14 protein-coding genes are annotated in these 21,254 nt (G+C 56.1%); 6 read left to right on the top strand and 8 right to left on the bottom strand.

Annotated features, from left to right (window positions below):
• Window positions 1–91 precede the first annotated feature (91 nt).
• From ACYSMN_RS08890 to ACYSMN_RS08925, 8 genes are all read right to left on the bottom strand, one after another.
• The gene (locus ACYSMN_RS08890; protein ID WP_488923588.1) at window positions 92–1,918 is read right to left on the bottom strand and encodes a cytochrome c oxidase subunit I; all 1,827 of its coding nucleotides are present in this window, start codon (window positions 1,916–1,918) and stop codon (window positions 92–94) included.
• Between the two features lie 50 nt (window positions 1,919–1,968).
• Window positions 1,969–3,030 (bottom strand): cytochrome c oxidase subunit II, encoded by a 1,062-nt coding sequence (locus tag ACYSMN_RS08895; RefSeq protein ID WP_488923511.1) that lies wholly within the window; start codon window positions 3,028–3,030, stop codon window positions 1,969–1,971.
• Between the two features lie 93 nt (window positions 3,031–3,123).
• Window positions 3,124–4,449, bottom strand: coding sequence for a quinol:cytochrome C oxidoreductase (locus ACYSMN_RS08900; protein WP_488923512.1), 1,326 nt, complete (start codon window positions 4,447–4,449; stop codon window positions 3,124–3,126).
• Between the two features lie 6 nt (window positions 4,450–4,455).
• The gene (locus ACYSMN_RS08905; RefSeq protein WP_488923513.1) at window positions 4,456–5,190 is read right to left on the bottom strand and encodes a c-type cytochrome; all 735 of its coding nucleotides are present in this window, start codon (window positions 5,188–5,190) and stop codon (window positions 4,456–4,458) included.
• A complete protein-coding gene (locus ACYSMN_RS08910; protein WP_488923514.1) occupies window positions 5,190–5,714 on the bottom strand; it encodes a DUF3341 domain-containing protein in 525 nt (174 codons plus the stop codon). The genes ACYSMN_RS08905 and ACYSMN_RS08910 overlap by 1 nt, the downstream gene beginning before the upstream one ends.
• Window positions 5,707–7,164 (bottom strand): NrfD/PsrC family molybdoenzyme membrane anchor subunit, encoded by a 1,458-nt coding sequence (gene nrfD / locus ACYSMN_RS08915; RefSeq protein WP_488923515.1) that lies wholly within the window; start codon window positions 7,162–7,164, stop codon window positions 5,707–5,709. The genes ACYSMN_RS08910 and nrfD overlap by 8 nt, the downstream gene beginning before the upstream one ends.
• A 73-nt stretch (window positions 7,165–7,237) precedes the next feature.
• A complete protein-coding gene (locus ACYSMN_RS08920; protein ID WP_488923516.1) occupies window positions 7,238–10,303 on the bottom strand; it encodes a TAT-variant-translocated molybdopterin oxidoreductase in 3,066 nt (1,021 codons plus the stop codon).
• Window positions 10,304–10,450: 147 nt separating this feature from the next.
• Window positions 10,451–11,794, bottom strand: a complete 1,344-nt coding sequence (locus ACYSMN_RS08925) for a c-type cytochrome (protein ID WP_488923517.1) — start codon at window positions 11,792–11,794, stop codon at window positions 10,451–10,453.
• 384 nt (window positions 11,795–12,178) lie between these two features.
• Between ACYSMN_RS08925 and rpsF the strand changes: the two genes are divergently transcribed.
• From rpsF to priA, 6 genes are all read left to right on the top strand, one after another.
• Window positions 12,179–12,553 (top strand): 30S ribosomal protein S6, encoded by a 375-nt coding sequence (gene rpsF, locus ACYSMN_RS08930; RefSeq protein WP_488923518.1) that lies wholly within the window; start codon window positions 12,179–12,181, stop codon window positions 12,551–12,553.
• A gap of 7 nt (window positions 12,554–12,560) precedes the next feature.
• Window positions 12,561–12,812 (top strand): 30S ribosomal protein S18, encoded by a 252-nt coding sequence (gene rpsR / locus ACYSMN_RS08935; RefSeq protein ID WP_022822548.1) that lies wholly within the window; start codon window positions 12,561–12,563, stop codon window positions 12,810–12,812.
• A gap of 107 nt (window positions 12,813–12,919) precedes the next feature.
• Window positions 12,920–13,363, top strand: a complete 444-nt coding sequence (rplI, locus tag ACYSMN_RS08940) for a 50S ribosomal protein L9 (protein WP_488923519.1) — start codon at window positions 12,920–12,922, stop codon at window positions 13,361–13,363.
• A gap of 177 nt (window positions 13,364–13,540) precedes the next feature.
• Window positions 13,541–16,033 carry a GSCFA domain-containing protein gene (locus ACYSMN_RS08945; RefSeq protein WP_488923520.1) on the top strand — a complete coding sequence of 831 codons (2,493 nt, stop codon included), beginning with the start codon at window positions 13,541–13,543 and terminating at the stop codon, window positions 16,031–16,033.
• Window positions 16,034–16,098: 65 nt separating this feature from the next.
• The gene (locus ACYSMN_RS08950; protein WP_488923521.1) at window positions 16,099–18,150 is read left to right on the top strand and encodes a thioredoxin domain-containing protein; all 2,052 of its coding nucleotides are present in this window, start codon (window positions 16,099–16,101) and stop codon (window positions 18,148–18,150) included.
• A 355-nt stretch (window positions 18,151–18,505) separates the two neighbouring features.
• Entirely contained in the window at window positions 18,506–21,049 is a 2,544-nt protein-coding gene (gene priA, locus ACYSMN_RS08955; RefSeq protein ID WP_488923522.1) for a replication restart helicase PriA, read from the top strand.
• The last annotated feature ends 205 nt before the right edge of the window (window positions 21,050–21,254 follow it).

Here is a 21,254-nt window from a genome sequence, read left to right on the forward strand (position 1 = left end):
TTTCAAAAATGACACGAGTAACACCCTGTTACAACAAAACGGGCCGCCGTAAGTACAGCGGCCCGTTTCGGGGGTTATTGCCAGAAGGCTATTACTCCATCTCTTTCTCGTAAGGTAGGTTAGACGACTGCGTTTTGGAGAGCGGTACGTTCTGTGGGATGAAGTCTTCCTCTGCGCCAGGCTTGCTATAGTCGTAGGGCCAGCGGTACACAGCAGGAATCTCGCCGGGCCAGTTACCGTGACCAGGGTGCAGCGGCGTGGTCCACTCAAGCGTAGTCGAGCGCCAAGGATTTTCGGTGGCGCGGCGCCCGCGGAAGATGCTGTAGAAGAAGTTGAAAATGAACACGAACTGCGCGAAGAACGCCAGGATGGCAGCAATCGAGATGAACTTGTTCAGGTCAGCGAATTGGCTGAAAGCGGAGAAGCCCGTCCAAGCGTAGTAGCGGCGGGGGAAACCGGCGATACCTACGTAGTGCATCGGCATGAACACCAGATACACCCCAATGAAAGTCAACCAGAAGTGGATGTAGCCGAGCTTTTCGTCCATCATGCGCCCGAACATCTTTGGGAACCAGTGGTACACGCCCGCAAACAAACCAAAGAAAGCTGAGCTACCCATTACCAAGTGGAAGTGAGCCACTACGAAATAGGTGTTGTGCATCTGAATGTCCAAGGCAGCGTTACCCAGGATGATACCCGTCAAGCCACCGGAGATGAACAGCGAAACGAAGCCGATAGAGAAAAGCATGGCGGTGGTGAAACGGATATTGCCGCGCCACAGCGTTGCTAGCCAGTTAAAGGTCTTCACGGCCGAAGGTACGGCGATGATGAGCGTCAGGAACATGAATACCGAGCCGAGGAACGGATTCATCCCTGTCACGAACATGTGGTGAGCCCACACAACAAACGACAAGAGAGAAATCCCGAGCAGCGAGCCAATCATGGCGCGATAACCGAAGATAGGCTTGCGTGAGTTGGTAGCAAGAATCTCAGACACCATGCCCATAGCTGGCATGATTACAATGTACACTTCTGGGTGACCTAGGAACCAGAACAAGTGCTGGAACAACACCGGCGAGCCGCCCGTGTGGTTAAGTGCCTGCCCGGCGATGTAGATGTCAGACAGGAAGAACGAGGTGCCGAAGCTACGGTCGAAAATCAGCAGCAGTGCGGCCGAGAAAAGAACAGGGAACGAGAGCAGGCCCAAAATAGCCGTCAAGAAGAACGACCAGATGGTGAGCGGCAATTTGCTCATGCTCATGCCCCGAGTACGCAAGTTGATAACAGTGGTGATATAGTTAACACCACCCAACAGCTGCGAAACAATAAATAGAGCCATCGATACCAACCACATCGTCATGCCCGCGCCAGAGCCGGGAATAGCTTGCGGCAAGGCGCTCAGTGGCGGGTAGATAGTCCAACCTGCGGCAGCCGGCCCCGTCTCCAAGAACATCGAGGAGAACATAATAATGCCCGACACGAAGAAGAACCAATAGGAGAGCATGTTCATGAAACCCGAGGCCATGTCACGCGCGCCTACTTGCAGCGGGATCAGGAAGTTGGAGAACGTGCCTGATAGGCCAGCTGTAAGCACGAAGAACACCATGATGGTGCCGTGCATCGTCACCAGTGCTAGGTAGAACTCCGGGTTCAGCTTGCCGGCTTCAATCCATTTACCGAGTACCGGGGTCAGCCAGCCGAGAGTGGCCTCGGGCCAGCCAAGCTGCAAACGGAACAAGCTCGACAACGTACCACCCAGTATTGCCCAGAAGATACCCGTGATCAGGAATTGCTTGGCAATGACTTTGTGGTCGGTGCTGAAGACGTATTTGAACAGCCAGTGCTGATCGTGGTGGTCATCGTGCAGATGCTCGTCGTGCGAGATGTCTGGTTGGGTTACCCCGACACCACCCGGCATTTGCGTGGGAAGATTAGCAGCCATAGAAAGCTTTGGTTAACTGCGTTGAATTAGAGCGAAGGATTAGCGGTAGGCGTCGCTACGGCAGCAGCAGCCTCTTTTACAACCAGCTTTTCCTCTTTCTGTTTGAAGGATGCGAGTACGTCAGGATTTTGCTCCGAGAAGGACTTTTGCTGAGCAAACCAGGCTACATAGTCATCTGGTTCATCCACTACAATGTTCAGCTTCATAGCGAAGTGACCGCGGCCGCAGATTTGGTTGCAAGCTAGTTCGTAGTTGAAATCAGGCTTACCGAGTTGAGCACGCATTTCGTCCGTAGTTTTGGTCGGGATAAACCAGAACTTGGTTGGCATACCCGGTACGGCATACATCTGCACGCGAAAATGGGGCATATACACCGCGTGGAGCACATCGCGGGAACGAATCTTAAGCTCCACTGGGTGGCCCTTCGGAACGTGAATCTCACCAGCTACGAAGTCGTCGAGGCCCCGCTTATCGGTCAGGTCGAAGCCAAACTCGTTGGTAGCGTCAATCAAGCGATAGTTTACTACGCCCAACGTTTGGTCGCGGCCGGGGTAGCGTACCAACCAGTTGAACTGCTTGCCCATCACTTCCAGCACCACGGAATTCTTCGGCGCGGCGCCTGTAATGCGAGTCCATTCTTTCCAACCAGCGAAGACAAGGCCAGCCATTACGATGGCGGGAATCACCGTCCAGATGATTTCAATCTTGTTATTATGGGGGAAGAAGTACGCCCGACGACCCTCTTTATGCTGGTACTTGTACGAGTACACAAACAAGGCTACTTGCGTCAGGACGAACACGATGCCGATAATGATCATCGTGGTCCAGAACATACGCTCCGTCGCGTGGCCGTGTACCGACGCGATGGGCGGGTTCATTTTATTGAAATTGTCGCCAAACGACCAGGCGAAGGCCGCGCCACCAACTACCATGAAGATGAGCATCAGCACCCCGTTAACACGGTTGCTGGTGCCAAATTCACGGGCGGAGCTGCCAGAAAAAATCGAGGTTAGGATCTGGAGGCGGAACAGCAGGCCGAACACGACCAGCAGCAGCACCAATACCAGCAAAATACCAAGAGTAGTCATCAGAAGGGAAAAGAAGTGAGAGTTGAGAGCAGAAGTGAGTTGTCGTTATACCGTCCAGTCTAACTTCTCACTCCTCAATACTCATGTCTAGATTTAGGTGGTATGGTGCACGCTCTCGTCGAGGAACGGGTGATGCAACGGAACCAGTGAGGCTTGCGAGAGGCGCCTGGTCATCAACAGCAGGAAGCTCCCCAAGAATACCATTGCGACACCGAACTCTATTATGAACCCGTTATTCTCCTGCATAGTTGCAGGCATGATCATTAAATAGAAGTCGAACCAGTGGCCAATCAGAATGGCAATGCTCACAATTTTAAGCATGATCATTTGGCGCTTGGCATCGCGGGTCATCAGCACCAAGAACGGGAAGGCGAAGTTGATGAGTAGGTTGAAGAAGAACAGCCAAGTGTACTGGTTGTTAAACCCACCCAGGCGCTGGTTGTAGTAAACCGCCTCTTCCGGCAGGTTAGCGTACCAAATCAGCATGAACTGCGAGAACCACACGTAGGTCCAGAAGATGCTGAAGCCGAACATAAATTTACCAAGATCATGCAGGTGACCGGGCTGAACCCAGCGCAGGTAACCAGCTTGCTTCAGCAGAATGGTGCACAGCGTAGTAGCCGCGATGCCCGATACCCACCAAGAGGCGAATACGTACCACCCGAACATGGTCGAGAACCAGTGCGTGTCAATGGACATCACCCAGTCCCAAGCCGAAATCGAAGAGGAAACCGCGTACAGCACCAAGAATAGGGCTGACACGTTGATGCACTTATGGAAGTAAGCGGTACCGCCATTCAGGTCCTCAGCCAACGACAAGTCGCGGAGACGCTTGGTAAAGAAGGCCCAGATACCAATGAAAACCACCATGCGGCCAAGGTAAAAGCCTAGGTTTAGGAAACCCGACTTACCCGCAATCAGGGCGTCGTAGTTTTCATTGCCCTTCTCCATGATGCCCGGCATCGTCCAGTGAAAGATGTCGTGGTTGATGAGGCTTAGCAGGAAGATGGTTACCATCAACACGCCACCCGGAATTACCCAGGCGCTGAGGGCTTCGTTCACGCGCTTAATCAGCACCGACCAGCCAGCATAGGCTACGTACTGGATAGCCATAAACACGGTGCCAATGGTAGACACGCCCGTGAAGAACACGTTGTTGTGCCACAAGCTCACAATAAGGCGCTTCAGCCAAGCTGGGCTGCCGTGGTGGCCGGTTCCTTCGTGGCCACCGCCAGTGGCGCCATGAGTGGCGGCCGCACCTTCGTGATGTTCAACTCCTACCCCGAGGTAGGATAGGATCATGCCGATAACCAGCAGCGCAACGCCGGCCACAATGATCATGATGAATCTCTTACGGGTACCGGACGAAACTTCCAGGTATTCAGCCGTGGCGCTTTCTTGATGCGTCAGAGTTGCCATAGTGGATTAATAGGCGGTGCCGTTACGTGCTTCATCTCCCTGTCCTGGAGTTTCCGATTTCTTGTCGGCTTGAGCTTCCTCCACTGGGGCTTGGTTTTGCTGATCTGTCGACTCCGAATTCTGACCGGAGCTTTGGCCGCGGGCTTTCAGGAAATCCGTCAGACCATCGGGGCCCTTGCCTTCCTGGAGCATGCGCACGTACATGGCTATTTTCCACCGCTCGTTGGGGTTCACCTGCGAGCCGTGCGGCATCATGCGGTTGCGGCCCCACTGAATGACGTGGTAGATGTGCCCGTCGTTCATGTTTTTGTAGGCGCCGGCTGCGTAGTTGGGCACACCCTTAAACTTAACGCCAACCGGCCCTTGACCGTCGCCTTGCTCGCCGTGGCAGTGCTGGCAGTTGCGAACGTACAGCACCTGGCCTTCGAGCAGGTTTTCCTTGGTGTAGGAGAAAGGGTTCCGCAGTACCCGCTCGGCAATGGTCACGCTATCCTTGGGAATGTGCGAGTAGTAGTCCATCTTACCTAGTGGCACCGTGCCTACCGCGGGGGTGCGCTCGTTGATGCCCATCGGGTTGATGGTGTTGGCATCTACCTGCTTTAGCGCATCGTACGGAATGGACTCGTACATCTCGGGAGCGTACTGGACGCCCGGATCATCGGCGCGGTTGCAACCGGCAGCCAGCACCGAAGCAAACAGAATAGCCGACGCTTGCCGACCTATTTTCAGCGAATGCGTCATTAGAATTTGGTCATTTCTTTTTCGTTCACCTCTGAGGCGCCGTTAGCGCGCAGCAGCTGCGTCAGATGGTTCAGATCGGTCTTCTCGTTCACCTCAATGGCCATCACGAACTTATCGTCGGTGGAGCGCACGTCCAGCACGGGAGTTTTCCAGCGCGGGTATAGTTTGCTGATGGTATAGAAGGTAATAACCATACCGTGGCAGCAGAAGAAAACCGTCAACTCGAAGGAAACTGGAATAAAAGCGGGCAGCGCAATGTGCGGCTTGCCACCAATTATCATCGGCCAGTCGAAGCCCAGCATGTAAATCTGCATCCACAGCGCAAAAGACAAACCTGTCAGACCGTAGAAGAAGGCCGCGATAGGCAGACGGGAGCGCTCAATGCCGAGCGCCTCGTCTATGCCGTGAATCGGGAACGGAGTGAATACTTCGTAGATTTTTACGCCCGCTTCGCGAACGTTTTCAACGGCGTGCAGCAGCACGTCCTCGTCTTCGAAGATGCCGAGGGCGAAGCGCTTAGTCATGCTTATCGTAGTTTACGGGAGCCGAAGCTGGCACACCGTGGGTGGCGGGTTGGGTGATAGTCTGATGATGTGGGTCGTGGCCAGTGTAAGTCGGCCCGTTGTCTACGGTGTACTTCAGCACCGCCTTCACCTCGGCCATGTTGATCACGGGGAAGAACTTAGCGAACAGCAGGAACAGCGTGAAAAACAGACCCAGCGTACCAACGTAGATGCCGATGTCGATGATGGTAGGCGAGAACATCACCCAGCTCGACGGCAGGTAGTCGCGGTGCAGCGAGGTTACGATAATCACGAAGCGCTCAAACCACATCCCGATGTTTACAATAATCGACAGTACGAAGGTGGCCGGGATGCTGTAGCGAATACGACGAATCCACACCAGCTGGGGCGAAATAACGTTGCAGGTCATCATCGACCAGTAAGCCCACCAGTACGGACCGGTAGCACGGTTAATGAAGGCGTACTGTTCGAACTCAACGCCCGAGTACCAAGCAATGAAGAACTCCGTGATATAAGCTACACCTACAATAGAGCCAGTTACCATCATGATTTTGTTCATGAGGGCAATGTGTTCCAGCGTGATGTAGTCTTCCAGCTTGAATACCACCCGCGTGATAAGCATTAGGGTGAGTACCATGGCGAAGCCGGAGAAGATAGCACCGGCCACGAAGTAGGGCGGGAAGATGGTGGTGTGCCAGCCCGGAACTACCGACGTAGCAAAGTCCATCGATACGATGGTGTGTACCGAAAGTACCAGCGGCGTAGAAACACCCGCCAGAATCAGCGAAACCGTTTCGTAGCGCGACCAGTGCTTGGCCGAGCCTTTCCAGCCCATGCTCAGCAGCGAGTATGCTACCTTGGCGATAGGACCCTTGGCACGGTCACGAATGGTAGCGAAGTCCGGCACCAAACCCGTGTACCAGAATACCAGCGACACGGTGAAGTAAGTCGAGATGGCGAAAACGTCCCACAGCAGCGGCGAGTTGAAGTTCACCCATAGCGAGCCAAACGTGTTTTGCAGCGGGAATACCCAGTAGGCAAGCCACGGACGGCCCATGTGCAGTACCGGGAACATAGCCGCGCAGATTACGGCGAAGATGGTCATGGCTTCGGCCGCGCGGTTGATGGAGGTCCGCCACTTCTGACGGAACAGCAGCAGAACTGCCGAGATAAGCGTACCAGCGTGGCCGATACCTACCCACCATACGAAGTTGGTAATATCCCAGGCCCAGCCAACGGTTTTATTTAGGCCCCATTCCCCGATGCCGTACCACAGCGTGCGGTACACGGAATAGAAGAAGATGCCGAGGAAAAAGAGTGCCACGGCAAGGGCAGCCATCCAACGGACGTTGGGAGCGGCTTCTACCTGGCGGCACACGTCTTGGGTGACGTCGTGGTACGTTTTCCCCCCGGTTACGAGCGGCTCCCGTACAGGCGATACGTGCTGCATAGTGTTTGGACTTAAAGGAATGGATGGGGGGGCTACCGGCTGCGAGCTTGCAGCCCTCCCCACGGCTCAGTTTTTAGGCGTTGAACTCCGTTTTGCTGGCGTTCCGGATTTTAGTCAAGTACGTGATGTTCGGCTGGGTGTTGATGGAATCCAACACGTGGAAACCTCTTTCCCCATCCTCCCGACGCGTGATCTGCGAAACCCGCGAGTTAGGATCACGCAGGTCACCGAATACAATGGCTTGCGTGGGGCAAGACTGCGCGCAAGCAGTTACTACTTCACCATCTTTCGGACGGCGCTTCTGCTTTTTGGCTTCCAGCTTACCAAGCTGAATTCGCTGTACACAGAAAGAGCATTTTTCCATCACCCCACGAGCCCGCACCGTTACGTCTGGGTTCAGCACCATGCGGCCAAGGTCGGTGAACATGTGACCGTTCTGCACTTCGAACTTCTCATTCGAGTAGTACGAGAACCAGTTGAAGCGGCGCACTTTGTAAGGGCAGTTATTGGCGCAGTAGCGCGTACCTACGCAACGGTTGTAGGTCATCTGGTTGAGACCTTCCGAACTGTGCGTGGTAGCAAGTACCGGGCACACCGTTTCACAAGGCGCGTGGTTGCAGTGCTGGCACAGCATGGGCTGGAAGATAACCGTCGGGTTTTCCGTCGGGTCTTCCATTGCCTCGTACGTATCGAGCTTGCCCTTCTCGGCGAAATCCTCTTTGCTGGCCGCGGAGCTGTAGTAACGGTCGATGCGCAACCAGTGCATTTCGCGCCGGTTAATTACTTCCTGCTTACCTACTACAGCTACGTTGTTTTCCACTTGGCACCCAATCACGCAAGAGCCGCAGCCGATGCACGAGTTGAGGTCGATGACCATGCCCCAGTGGTGGTTCTTGTATTCGTAATCCTGCCACAACGACACCTTGTTGGGCTTCTGCGGACCGTCCGGGGTGGAGATGGTTTCGTACTCGGTAACCTCTTTGGGGTTCTTCTGGTACATCGCCAGCGTCGACTCCTGAACCACTTGTGAGCGGTCCATCATCGTCTGGTGCGTCTGGGTCTGGGCAATGGGCGAAGTAGCACCGGTTGCTTCCAACGTTACAACGTTGCCATACATGATAGCATCGTTGCGCATCGTAACGAAGGGCAGCACATTCTGTCCTACTTCGTTGCCTACCCGGCCTGCTTTCACCCGGCCGTAGCCAAGTGCAATAGCTACGGAGCCGGCTGCTTGGCCAGGCTGGACCAGCACGGGCAATTCAATCGGTTTCACGTTAGGGGCCGAAACCTTCAGCACGTCGCCCTGCTTCCAGCCCTTCTCTTCGGCCATTTTGCGTGGCACGGCCACGTAGTTGCCCCACGTGGCTTTCGATACTGGATCGGGCAACTCTTGCAGCCAAGGGTTGTTGGCTTCGGTACCATTGCCTACCCCTATCTTTTCGTAAATGGTCAGCTCAATGCCAGATGGCTTGGGAGCTGAGTTGATGGCTGCAATAGCCGCTTCGGGGCTCATAACAGCTCCCGCCTGCGCGGCTGGAGCAGCTAGCACCGAACCTCTTGCTACGCCATCGTGCACGGCTTTATCCCAAGCTTTAGCATCATTACCGATGATACCTTTCCACTGAGCGCGGAGGTAGCTGTAATAGCTGTTAGAATTGCCAGCCCACGTCAGCAACGACTCCTGCGCCTGACGAGTAGCAAACAGTGGCGAAATAGCTGGCTGCGCGAGGCTCAGATAACCACGCTTGGGCTCGTAGTCGTTCCACGATTCCAGCCAGTGGTTGTTGGGCGCGATATACTTACAGAACGAAGCGGTTTCGTCGAGGCGGTCGTTGAGCGAGATGGTGGTTTTCACCTTGCCACCTTTCAATGCCTCACCTAGCTGAGCACCCATTGGGTGGTTGTACACCGGGTTGGCACCGTAGAAAATAACTGCTCCTACCCGACCAGCAACAATGTCTTTCACCAGCCGGTCCATGCGGGCGTCGTCACCTTGGCGCAGCATAGATGGCGTAGTCAAATCGACGGCGGCACTGCCCAGGCTACGGTTGATAGCAGCTACTAGGGTTTGAATAGCGGGGTCGTTGGAACCGGATACCACAAGACCACGGCTGCCAGCAGCCTTCAGGTCTCTCGCAGCTTGAGCAAACTTGGCATTTTCGGCCGAGCTCAACCCGCTAATCGAAGCAGTGCCACCGCTCAATATGTTGTTGTATAACGCTACCGCGGTGGTGCCAAGCTGCGAGGGCTTTACTGGTACACGAATGTCAGCGTTGGAACCCGTGAGCGTGAAGGCACTCTCAATCTGGTAGTGGCGCGACATGGTGCGCTTTTCGCTGCTCACTTTACGGTTGGTGATGTACTGCTGAGCGAACTCCACCGGCGAGATCCAAGTGCCGAGGAAATCGGCGGCTAAGCTTACAATTACGTCAGCTTTGCTGAAATCGTAGCTTGGCAGTACGCCACCATTAGCGCGCAGCAGACCCGAAGCCGAATTCACGTCGTACATCACGTGCTCGGTGCTGGGGTAACGGGCTGCAAACTCTGCAATGACCTTCTTCGTGCTAGGGCTAATGATAGTCGGCGATACGATGGCGATGCGGCCCGCACTAGCCAGTGCCGTACGAATTTGCTGATCGACTACGTCCTTGGCCGCGTCATTGAACTTGCCATCCTTGTCTTTGATGGCAAACTTCTTCAACCGGGCACCGTCATATAGGTCCAGAACCGAAGCTTGGGCACGGGCCGAAAGGCCGCCGCGCGTAATTGGCGACTCCGGGTTGCCTTCCAGCTTGATGGGACGGCCCTCGCGGGTTTTTACCAGGACGCTATTATAATCCTGACCGATGAAGTAAGTGGAAGCGTACCAGTTCGAAATACCTGGATCTACTTCCTCTGGCTTGTTCAGGTAAGGAATTGCTTTTCTAATTGGGGTTTCGCAGCTGGCAAGGGTGGCGGCGGCGATGCCGAAGCCCATTAGCTTGAGGAAGTCACGGCGCGGTGCTACGCTGGCATCGGATGTTCCGTGGGTCTCTTTCACCGGGAGGAAGTCTGCAAACTCCGTGAGTGCATTCTTCACGAACTCCGGTGAGTTCTCTAGTTCCTCAATTCCCTTCCAGTACTTAGGCGACTCTTGCATTTGTTTGGGGACTTAGGGTCTTGTGGACACAGGGCCTATGAGTAGTGCCCTGACACGGTCCGCAAGTTTAAGGCTTGTTTAAAAGGCTTTTCGGTAGCGAGCCCCGCTAGCTTGAGACTTAACTCAGCGTAGCGAGGCTCTATGAACTTAGTAGTGGCACTTCGAGCACTCCGTGCCACCGTTCGACGAAACCGTGAACGGTGCACCACCGTTGGCCGTGTCGTGCAGTTTCACGAGGTTGTTGTAGTAGCCGTTGCCTTTCGTGTTAAGCGGCGTTTCGCGGTGGCAATTGATACACCAGCCCATCGTGAGCGGCGAATACTGGTACACCACTTCCATGTTCTGGATGGGGCCGTGGCAGGTTTGGCATTCGATGCCGCCCACTTGAGTATGTTGCGAGTGGTTGAAGTAAGCCAAGTCTGGCAGGTTGTGCACCCGCACCCACTGAATGGGCTGCTTACGCTCAATAGAGCGGTAAATCTTCTTAATTTCCGGCGACTCCGTTTTGATCTGCGAGTGGCAGTTCATACAGATATTAGCCGACGGGATATTGGCTGATTTGCTCTTGTACACCGAGGTATGGCAATAAGCGCAGTTGATCTGGTGCTCGCCAGCGTGCAGCTTATGCGAGAAGGCAATGGGCTGCGTGGGCTGGTAGCCCTGCGTCAGACCTACACCCATGGCGCCTTGCACCGACGCATATAGTACGGCCAGTACGAACACCGTTCCAGCAATGCCACGCAACACCGGCGACTTGTACAGCTTAGTCCAATCGGTGCGCTGCTCCAGCAGCTCCACGTCCCGACCATCAAGGTCTTTGCGGCCGCGAAGCACGTCTTTCATGATGTTGGCGATAATAACCAACGTTACCACCAGCACAATCAGCACTACCACTAATACGATTAGCAGAACATCGACGTACTGGCCGCCACCACCAGCACCAGCTTCCGTACCAGGAGTCTCAGTTCCTTTCTCAGGAGTAATTCCTGTAGCAGCGCCGGGAGCACCAGCAGATTTGCCTTCCTCCGCTGTGATGTAAGATATAATCGAAGTAATTTCAGTGTCGCTCAGCTGGAAGCTGGGCATCTGCTGCTTTTGGTACTGGTTATACAGCTTCACGGCGTATTCATCACCGCTGGCTACTACTTTACTGGAGTTTTTGATCCATGGAATCAACCAAGAGATAGGACGGCGCTTGGTGATACCACCGAGGGCTGGACCTACCACTACATCGTTGATGGCGTGGCACTGGGCGCAGTTGCCTTTGAAGAGAGCGTCGCCAGCGGCAATGGTAGCGGCGTCGCCACCGCCAGCGGCGGGAGCAGCAGCCGTAGCTGGGGTTGCGGCGGGCGTAGCGCCAGGTGTTACGCCTTCTTTGCTCACGGCCGGAGCCGCGCCAACATCTTGAGCCGAAGTGTTATCTAGGGCAGCAAATGTTAGGAACAGAGCAAGAAAGAGGCGAAAAAGAGGACGAAGTCGGATGCTATCCATAGCACAATTTGACTGGGAAAAAGAAACGCGGGGGTGCTTCAAGGCCACAAATGTAGGTCGGGATTGCTAGAGAACAAACCCAGGTAAGCTAATTTTCGCCCCCTGAAGCTTGCTTAGATGTATTCTAAAAAGGTCGAAACACTCCTTCTATTAGATGTGGCAAAACCAATATTGGCTCGCCTGCCTATACTCCCAAATGAGGAGGCTCCCACTCTTTCCCTTAGTTAACTGCTGGCTGGAAAATAAGGTTTGGTAATTGACAGCCAACTTCTTAATTCCACTCATATTTCAACTATTTATAGATAAGGCATACGGGGCGTGTTGGAAAAAGCGTATCTTTGCCCCCTCATTGATTTTTTCACACAACAATTTCACCCCGTCGTAATGGAAGTAAGAAATTACGAGACGGTCTTCATTCTGACTCCCGTGCTGAACGAGAGCCAAGTGCAAGAGACGGTCGAGAAGTTCTCGCAGGTGCTTAAGGAAAATAGCGCCGACATCATCAACACTGAAGCTTGGGGCCTAAAAAAGCTGGCGTACCCAATTCAGAAAAAAAACACCGGCTACTACTTCCTCGTGGAGTTTACTGGCGCCGGCAACATCGTGGATACGCTGGAGCTAGCATTCCGTCGTGACGAGCGGATCATCCGTTTCCTCACCACGGTGCTCGACAAGCACGCCGTAGCCTACGGGGAGCGTCGTCGGAAAGGCGAGATGAACCAGCAGAAAGCCAAACAATCGGAAGCCGTAGCCCAGTAGTAAGAAGATGAGCCTCGCCAACGAACGTATCCACAAGCAGGATACCCGCAAGAAGTACTGCCGCTTCAAGAAGAACGGCATCAAGTATGTCGATTACAAAGACCCGAACTTCCTGCTGAAGTTCGTGAACGAGCAGGGCCGCATTCTGCCTCGCCGCATCACGGGCACCAGCCTCAAGTTCCAGCGCAAAGTGGCCCAAGCCGTAGCAAAAGCCCGTCACTTGGCCCTGATGCCCTACGTAACCGACTCGTTGAAATAGAAAATTAGTATTGGGTAGTTAGTATTGAGTAGTGAGACACCCGCGGAGCTTTTCCGCATCGTTATTACTCAATACCTACTACTCACTACTCAATACTAGAGAAAGACATGGAAGTAATTCTGAAAGACGACGTTAAGGGCCTGGGCTATAAGAATGACACCGTAAAGGTGAAGCCTGGCTTCGGCCGCAACTACCTGCTCCCGCAGGGACTGGCCGTGTTGGCCGACAAATCGAACAAGAAAATCGTAGCCGAGAACATCCGCCAGGCCGCGCACAAAGCCGATAAAGTGAAAGCTGATGCGCAAGCAATAGCCGACAAAATCGGTGACGTGGTACTGGATATCGCCGCGAAAGTGGGGGAAAGTGGCCGCATCTTCGGCCGCGTGACCACACTGCAATTGGCGGACGCGCTGAAGGCAAAAGGCATCGATGTAGAGCGCAAGCGCCTCTCGTTCGACCAGGAGCCTAACGCAGTAGGCGAATACACGGCTACCGTGGATTTGCACCGCGAAGTGAAGCACAAAGTGCGTTTCAACGTAGTAGCTGAATAAGCTACGGCGTAATAGAAAAGGCCCGGCTGTTTGCGCAGTCGGGCCTTTTTTTTAGCTCCTCTTTTATGACTTACAAACAAGGGTAGACTCCGTTGCCATTCGGCTTCGTTTTGGTTGGATGCCCGATGTTGAGTAGGTTGCCTGTCCGTTGGCCCTCATTGGCCGTATATTTTAGGGATGTTTCGCACTGAATTACCGCTTACACCTCATGCAGAGCAGCTGCCGCTTTCGGCGCGCGTGCTGACGGTGGGCTCCTGCTTTTCAGATACTATAGGTGCCCGCTTAGCTGCCGATAAGGTTTCCACATCAGTCAATCCTTTTGGAACGGTCTTCAATCCTTTGTCGGCTTGCCAGCTGTTGCGGGCCGCGGCCGGGGAGGATGTGGACTGGCAGCAACACGTAGTAGAGGCCCGTGGCCGCTGGCAGAGCTACGACCTGCACGCCAACATCGGGGCCGATTCGCCGGTGGAGCTGCTCCAAGATATTCAGCGTCTTTTGCGCGACACAAGCGTGTTTCTGGCCACTACCGATGTGGTAGTACTTACGCTAGGCTCAGCTTGGGTTTATCGGCTCAAGGAAACCGGCGAGCTGGTGAATAATTGCCACAAAGTGCCCGCGGAGAAGTTTGACAAGGAGCTGCTCACTCCCGACGAAATCATCAATGCCGTAGCGGAAACGCACGCTTATCTGCGGCGGCGCAACCCCAAGCTTCGCTTTGTACTGACAGTGAGCCCGGTACGCCATTTGAAGGATACGTTGCCGCTAAATGCGGTGAGCAAGTCGGTGCTACGGGTGGCCTGCCACTACCTCAGTGAGCTGCTGCCCGATGTGTCTTATTTTCCGGCCTACGAACTGCTGCTCGACGATTTGCGCGACTACCGCTTTTACGCGGAAGACATGCTGCATCCTTCGAAAGTAGCGGAAGACTACATCTGGGAACGGTTTGCCCGGACCTACTTCAATGCTGAGTTTGGCCGATTCCGCAAGGAATGGGAAGCCGTACAGAAGGCGCTAGGTCATCGGCCGCTGCACCTGGGCGCGCCAGAACATCGGCAATTTCTGGAAAGCACGCTGGAGCGGTTGGAACGGCTATCTGGCCAGGCTGACTTGCGCATGGAAATTTTGGATGTGCGCCGCCAGATTGAAAGTCTGCCGCAACCCAAAGTGCCCGAACCGGCGCCCGAGGATGACGAGGAGCGGATTGACATCGGTGGTTATGCTGGTGAGGCAGAGGAAACCAGGACAGTAGTAGTCGCAAGAACCCCTGTTCCGCAGCCGCAAGCTGCCGCACCGGAAGCAGCCGAGGACCAGGATGAAGACGAGACTTTTATCACGGCCGAAGCGGAGACCGAGGAAATACTCGACGCTTTAGTACCCAATAAGAAAAAGCGCCGTAGCCGTGGAGGAGCCAAACGCAACAAGAAGAAACACGCTGCTCGCCTAGCCGCGGAGGAAGCTAATGCTGAAGCGCCCAACTCGGCCACCATTAGCAGCACGCCCGACGAGCAGCCAACCAATGAAGCAACCGTTGCACCACGTCCAGCCGCACCGCCGGTAGTTATTACAGCTGCCGACGCGGATATGCCGCTGCAAACGGCTTTAGAGCGCCGCAAACGCAATTCACGGCGCGGCCGGGGCCGTAAAACTGGATCAACTGCTGAGCAAGAAACTCCACTAATTGAAACGCCGACACAGGAACCAGCAGTAGTTGAGACACCTATTGCGGAGCCCGATCCTGCTGAGAATGCCGTAGCTGCGACTCCCGCAGCAGTACCTGATGCCCCTGTGTCGCCCATTCCAGCCATTGAGCCAACGGTGGGGAGCAAACCAGCACGTTCTGGCCGCTCAGCTAGCGAGAAACGCGCCGCAGCTCTGCGCAAGCCACACCGCCCAGCTTCGCGCATCAAGACGCTGTACGCTACCGATACACCGACAGCTGATGCGCCAGCCGCAGCCGATACGACACCGCCACCGGTGCCGGCTTCAGAGCCAGCCATAGAAGTGGAAGCGCCAACGGTTGCGGCACCTGCGCCGGTAACTCCGCCCGCACCTCAGCCGGAGCCTATTTCTCAAGTCGAGCCGGCTATTCCAGACACCAAAGGCACGGGGGCTTCTGGACAGTTGAGTGCCCGCGGTGCTGCTACTCGGCATAACCGCCCTAGTCGAAACCGGCCCACGCCAGCTGCTACCCCAGCAACGGAAGGTTCAGTTTTAGTTGCCGCGCAACCAGTGGGAACTCCTGTGGATGCACTGGCCCCTACTACGTCTGCCGCACCGCCAACACCAGCAGTGGAGCCTCCAGTTGCTCCAGCCGCACCACGAAAGCCACGGCGCGCTCCGGCCCGCTCAGCACACGCATCCGCTGCACCGGTTGAGGCTCCAACCGCTCCAATTCCTGAGCCATCCGCTCCTGCTAAGGCACCAACTGAGGCACCAGCTCAAAGCCGTCCGCCCCGCAAGTCACGGGCAAAGCCTAAGCCTGCTCCACCAGCTGAGGCGCCGGCTGAAACTCCAGGAGCAGCCAGTGCCCCAGCTCGGCGTAGTCGTAAAGCACCGGCACCGCCTACTCCCAAGGCTGAAGCTGAAGCACCCGCAGATCCTCCAAAAAAGCGTAGCCGTCCGCCGCGCCGTAAACCAACGACGCCCGATAATCCGACGGACGAAGCATAAAGAATCTTTTTTCGAAACCCGGCCCCAACAGGTCGGGTTTTGTCTTCCCAGTCCTTGCCCTGCCGATGTCCAGCCCCGCTCCTACTTCCAGCCCCGCTCCTACTTCCAGCAACCGCCTCGCCCAGGAATCCAGCCCTTACCTCTTGCAGCACGCCCACAACCCCGTGGACTGGTATCCGTGGGGCGAGGAGGCCCTAACGCGGGCCCGAACCGAAGGGAAGCCTATTCTGGTAAGCATTGGCTACGCGGCTTGCCACTGGTGCCACGTGATGGAGCGCGAATCATTCGAAAACCGGCAGGTAGCAGCGGTGATGAACACGTATTTTGTGTGCATTAAAGTGGACCGGGAAGAGCGGCCCGACGTGGACCAGGTGTACATGGATGCAGTACAGGCAATGGGCGTCCGGGGCGGTTGGCCGCTGAACGTATTCTTAAACCCGGAAGCCAAGCCATTCTACGGCGGCACGTATTTCTCGCCCGGCAACTGGCTGCAACTGCTCACCAGTATTGGGCAGGCCTATCAGAATGAGAACCGCCAGGAGCTGGAAGCCTCCGCCGAGCAATTTGCGCGGGAGCTGCAAGCCAGCGAACTGGAAAAGCATGGACTCTCCACCTCCGCCGAGAGATTGTCTGACGATGAATTTACGCAGCTCCTATACAATTTGGCGGCGAAGTTCGACGGGGAGAAAGGCGGCCTGAACCGTGCTCCGAAGTTTGTGATGCCCAGCGTGTGGCGCTTTCTGTTACGGGCGCATCACGCCACTGGCAGCCAAACCGCGTTGGAGCAAACCACGCTCACCTTGCGCGAAATGGCCTGGGGCGGCATCTATGACCAAGTGGGTGGCGGGTTCGCGCGCTACTCCGTGGATGAGGATTGGCTGGTGCCGCACTTCGAAAAGATGCTCTACGACAACGGCCAGCTGGTAAGCCTGTACGCCGAAGCCTACCAGGTGACGCAGGATGAGTTGTTCCGCGAGGTGGTGTACGACACCGTGAGTTTTGTTGAGCGGGAACTGACCAGCCCGGAAGGCGGGTTTTATTCTTCCCTGGACGCCGACAGCGAAGGCGAAGAAGGAAAGTTTTACGTCTTCACTAAGGAGGAGCTGCAAGAAATACTGGACGACGAGGAGCCCCTGGCAGCAGTCTACTACAACTGCACTGCCCTTGGCAACTGGGAGCACGGCCGCAACATTCTGCACCGCCGCCAGACGGACGCCGAATTTGCCGCCGAGCACCAGCTTACGCCGGGCGTAGTAGCAGAATTGGCGCAGGGCTGGAAGCAGAAACTGCTGGCCGCACGCGCCCGGCGCGTGCACCCCAGCCTCGACGACAAAATCCTGACCGGCTGGAACGCGCTGATGCTGCTGGGCTTGTTGGACGCCTACCGGGCCTTCGCGGAGCCAAAATTTCTGGCCCTGGCGCTGCGCAATGCCGAATTTCTGCAAGCCAACCTGCGCAACGGTGCGGGCCTCTGGCGCAGCTTCAAAAACGGCCGCGCCACCATTCAGGGTTTTCTGGAAGACTATGCCTTGGTGATACAAGCCTACATCGGCCTTTACGAAGCCACGTTTGAGGAAAGCTGGCTGCGTGAGGCTGAAGACTTGACGGAATACGTGCTGGCCCACTTCTTCGACCCCGCGGAAAATTTATTCTTCTATACCGATGTGACCGGCGAGCAGCTCATTGCCCGCAAAAAAGAGCTGTTCGACAACGTCGTTCCGGCTTCCAACTCCCTCATGGCCCACAACCTGCACCGGCTGGGCTTGCACCTCGAAAACAGCCGCTACAGCGAGTTGGCTGCTACTATGCTAGGCCAAGTGCGGGCGCTAGTAGTACAGGAGCCACAGCACCTCAGCAACTGGGCCTCGCTCTACGCCGCGCTACTCAAACCCACCGCCGAAATTGCCATCGTCGGACCCGAAGCGGAGAAGAAACGCCAGGAACTCGCCCGCCATTATCTATCCAACACCGTGCTGGCCGGTACGGCAAAAACCAGTGCGCTGCCGCTGTTACGGGAGCGCCTAGCAATCAATGGCCAAACTACGCTTTACGTGTGCTTTAACCGAACCTGCCAGTTGCCGGTTCATACAGTGGCCGAGGCCCTAGCGCAGCTCTAAGCCCCAAAACCCGCTCTCCGCCGCGAATAAGCCTCCCCTGCTCAACGGCGAGCATCGTGTCGGGACACGGAGGACCACGGACGGGTACTTTGCCCGGTGTGTCGTGACACGATGGCACAAGTACGCGTGTTTTGCCCGACGTGCCACGACACGATGCGCCGCGTACAGGTGCTTTGCCCTATGTGTCACGACACGATACCCGAAGTACGTGTACGCGGGCCTATGTGTCAGGGTACGATGCCCCAAGTACGCGTCCGTGAGGCATCGTGTCGTGACACGTAGCCTTCCGCAGTTTGCTATGGCAAGTGGCGGCGCGCTCCGTACCTTTATCTTCCGCTTTCAGACTGATTTCCTTTTGAGCCTTACGTTCGACTTTGTTCAGCCGCTGCCGGAACCGGCCGCCGACCGGGTTACGCTCTTCGCCGACGTGATTCTGCCGCTGCCGCTGCCCAAGCTCTACACCTACCGCGTGCCCTTCGAGCTCAACGACCAGGTCGTGATTGGCGGGCGCGTGATTGTGCAGTTTGGGGCGAAACGTACGTTGAGCTGCATTGTAGCGGCCGTGCATGAAACGCCGCCCAAGGACTACCAGGCCAAGTACATTCTGGAGTTCATCGACGACGCGCCCGTCGTGACGCAGCCGCAGCTCAAGCTGTTTCGCTGGATGGCCGACTATTACCTCTGCACTCTAGGCGAGGTAATAAACGCCGCGCTGCCGGCGGCCCTTAAGCTTAGTTCTGAGAGCCGCGTGCAGCTGCATCCGGCCTGGGTGATGGCCGAAAATCCGTATCCGCTGAGTGAGCAGGAACAGAAAATAGTCGATGCGCTGACCACCGGCGAGGAAGGCAAGTCTCTGACGTTTACGGAGGTGGGCGAAGTGCTGGGCGTGGCGTCCTTCCACAAAGTCATCAAGAGCCTGATGCAGAAAGAGGTCATCTTCCTGTTCGAGCATCTGGCCGATAAGTACGCGCCCAAAGTGGTGAAGAAAGTGCGACTGGCCCACCATCTGGTGGCGGAAGCGGCACTAGAGGGCCTGTTCGCGCAGCTGGCTGCCAAGCCCAAGCAGCTCGACGTGCTGATGCGCTACCTGCAAAAGGTGCCCGTGTACCAGAACGAGCACACCAACCAAGCGGGCATCGAAAAGGCCTACCTCACCTCGGCGCCCCACCTCTCCCCTTCCGCCGTCAACACGCTCATCAAAAACGGCATTCTGGAGCAGTTCGACGTGATTGTGTCGCGCTTCCCGCTCGACGATGCCACGCAGGCCAACATGCACTTCCGCCTGAGCGAAGCCCAGCAGGCGGCGCACGACGATATCCTGGACCAGTTCCAGCAGAAGGATATCGTGCTGCTGCACGGCGTGACGGGCGCGGGCAAAACCGAAATCTACATTGAGCTGATCCGGCAGGCGCTGGAAGGCGGCGGTCAGGTACTCTACCTGCTGCCCGAAATTGCCCTCACCGCCCAGATCGTAACCCGTCTGATGCGCGTCTTTGGCTCGCGGCTGGGCGTGTATCATTCCAAGTTCTCCGACAACGAGCGAGTGGAAGTGTGGAACGGCGTGCTCTCCGGCCGCTTTCAGGTAGTGGTGGGCGTGCGCTCGGCCGTGTTCCTGCCCTTCGATAACCTCTCACTGCTCATCGTGGATGAGGAGCACGAGTCGAGCTACAAGCAGTACGACCCGGCTCCGCGCTACAACGCCCGCGAAGTAGCCCTCATGATGGCCAACTTCCAGGGAGCCAAAGCCTTGTTAGGCTCGGCCACACCCGCCGTCGAAACCTACTACCAGACCCGCACGGGCCGCTATGGTCTCGTCACGCTTACCAAGCGTTTCGGCGAAGCCGGCTTACCGGAAATTGAGTTGGTGGATACCCGCAAGGCCCGCGAGAGTAAGACGCTGCTCAACCATTTCACGCCGGAGCTAATGACGGAAATGGAAACCAAGCTCAGTCTGAAAGAGCAGGTCATTTTATTCCAGAACCGCCGCGGCTACGCGCCCTTCATCAATTGCCTCGATTGCGGCTGGATTCCGAAGTGCCTCAACTGCGCCGTGAGCCTAAGCTACCACAAGCAGGCCCACGAGTTGCGCTGCCACTACTGCGGCCACCATGACCGAATGCCGGTACAGTGCCCCGCGTGCGGCTCGCGCAACATCAAAACCGTAGGCTTCGGCACCGAGAAGATTGAGGACGACCTGAAAGTAATGTTGCCCCAGGCCAACGTGCAGCGCATGGACCTCGACACCACGCGAGCCAAAAATGCCTATCAACAAATCATTGCTGACTTCGAGCAGCAAACCACCAACGTGCTCGTGGGCACCCAAATGGTAACCAAGGGCCTCGATTTCGCCAATGTCAGTCTAGTTGGCATCATCAACGCCGATAGCATCATTCACTACCCCGATTTCCGGGCGCACGAGCGGGCCTTCCAAATGTTCGTGCAGGTAAGCGGCCGGGCTGGGCGCAAGGGCAAGAAAGGTAAGGTCATCATCCAGACCGGCGACCCGCAGCAGGTGATTTTCGACAAGGTGATTCGTAACGATTACCTGGAGTTCTACGAGTACGAAATCACGCAACGGCGTGAGCATGGCTACCCGCCGTTCATGCGCATCATCCGGCTCACGGTGAAGCATATGGACCAGCTGCAAGCCGAGCGGGCCGCTATTCTGCTCACGCAGGAGTTGGTAGACCGTCTGGGCCGCGAAGCTGTGCTGGGCCCCGAGGCGCCCTACATCTTCCGCATCCGCAACTTTTATCTCCAGGAAATCACCATCAAGCTCAGCCGCGAGCACACCGTCCTGAAAGCCGCCAAAACCGACATTCTGGATGCTATCAACGCCGTGCGCGACCATAAAGACTACAAGCAAGCCCGCTTCGTGGCCGACGTGGACCCTATGTGAGATCTTAGATCTGAGAAGTTAGATATTAGAACGGTTTCACGGGACCTCACCCCCGGCCCCTCTCCATAGGGAGAGGGGAGCCTGACGCCAGCGCAAGACCGGTGCCCCCTCTCCCCAGGGAGAGGGGGTCAGGGGGTGAGGTCCCGCGAAACCGCTTCTAGATATTTTGCGGCCCACTTCTCAAAGCGCAGCAGCTCCTGACTGA

It is taken from the genome of Hymenobacter sp. M1-2, from assembly GCF_057808495.1.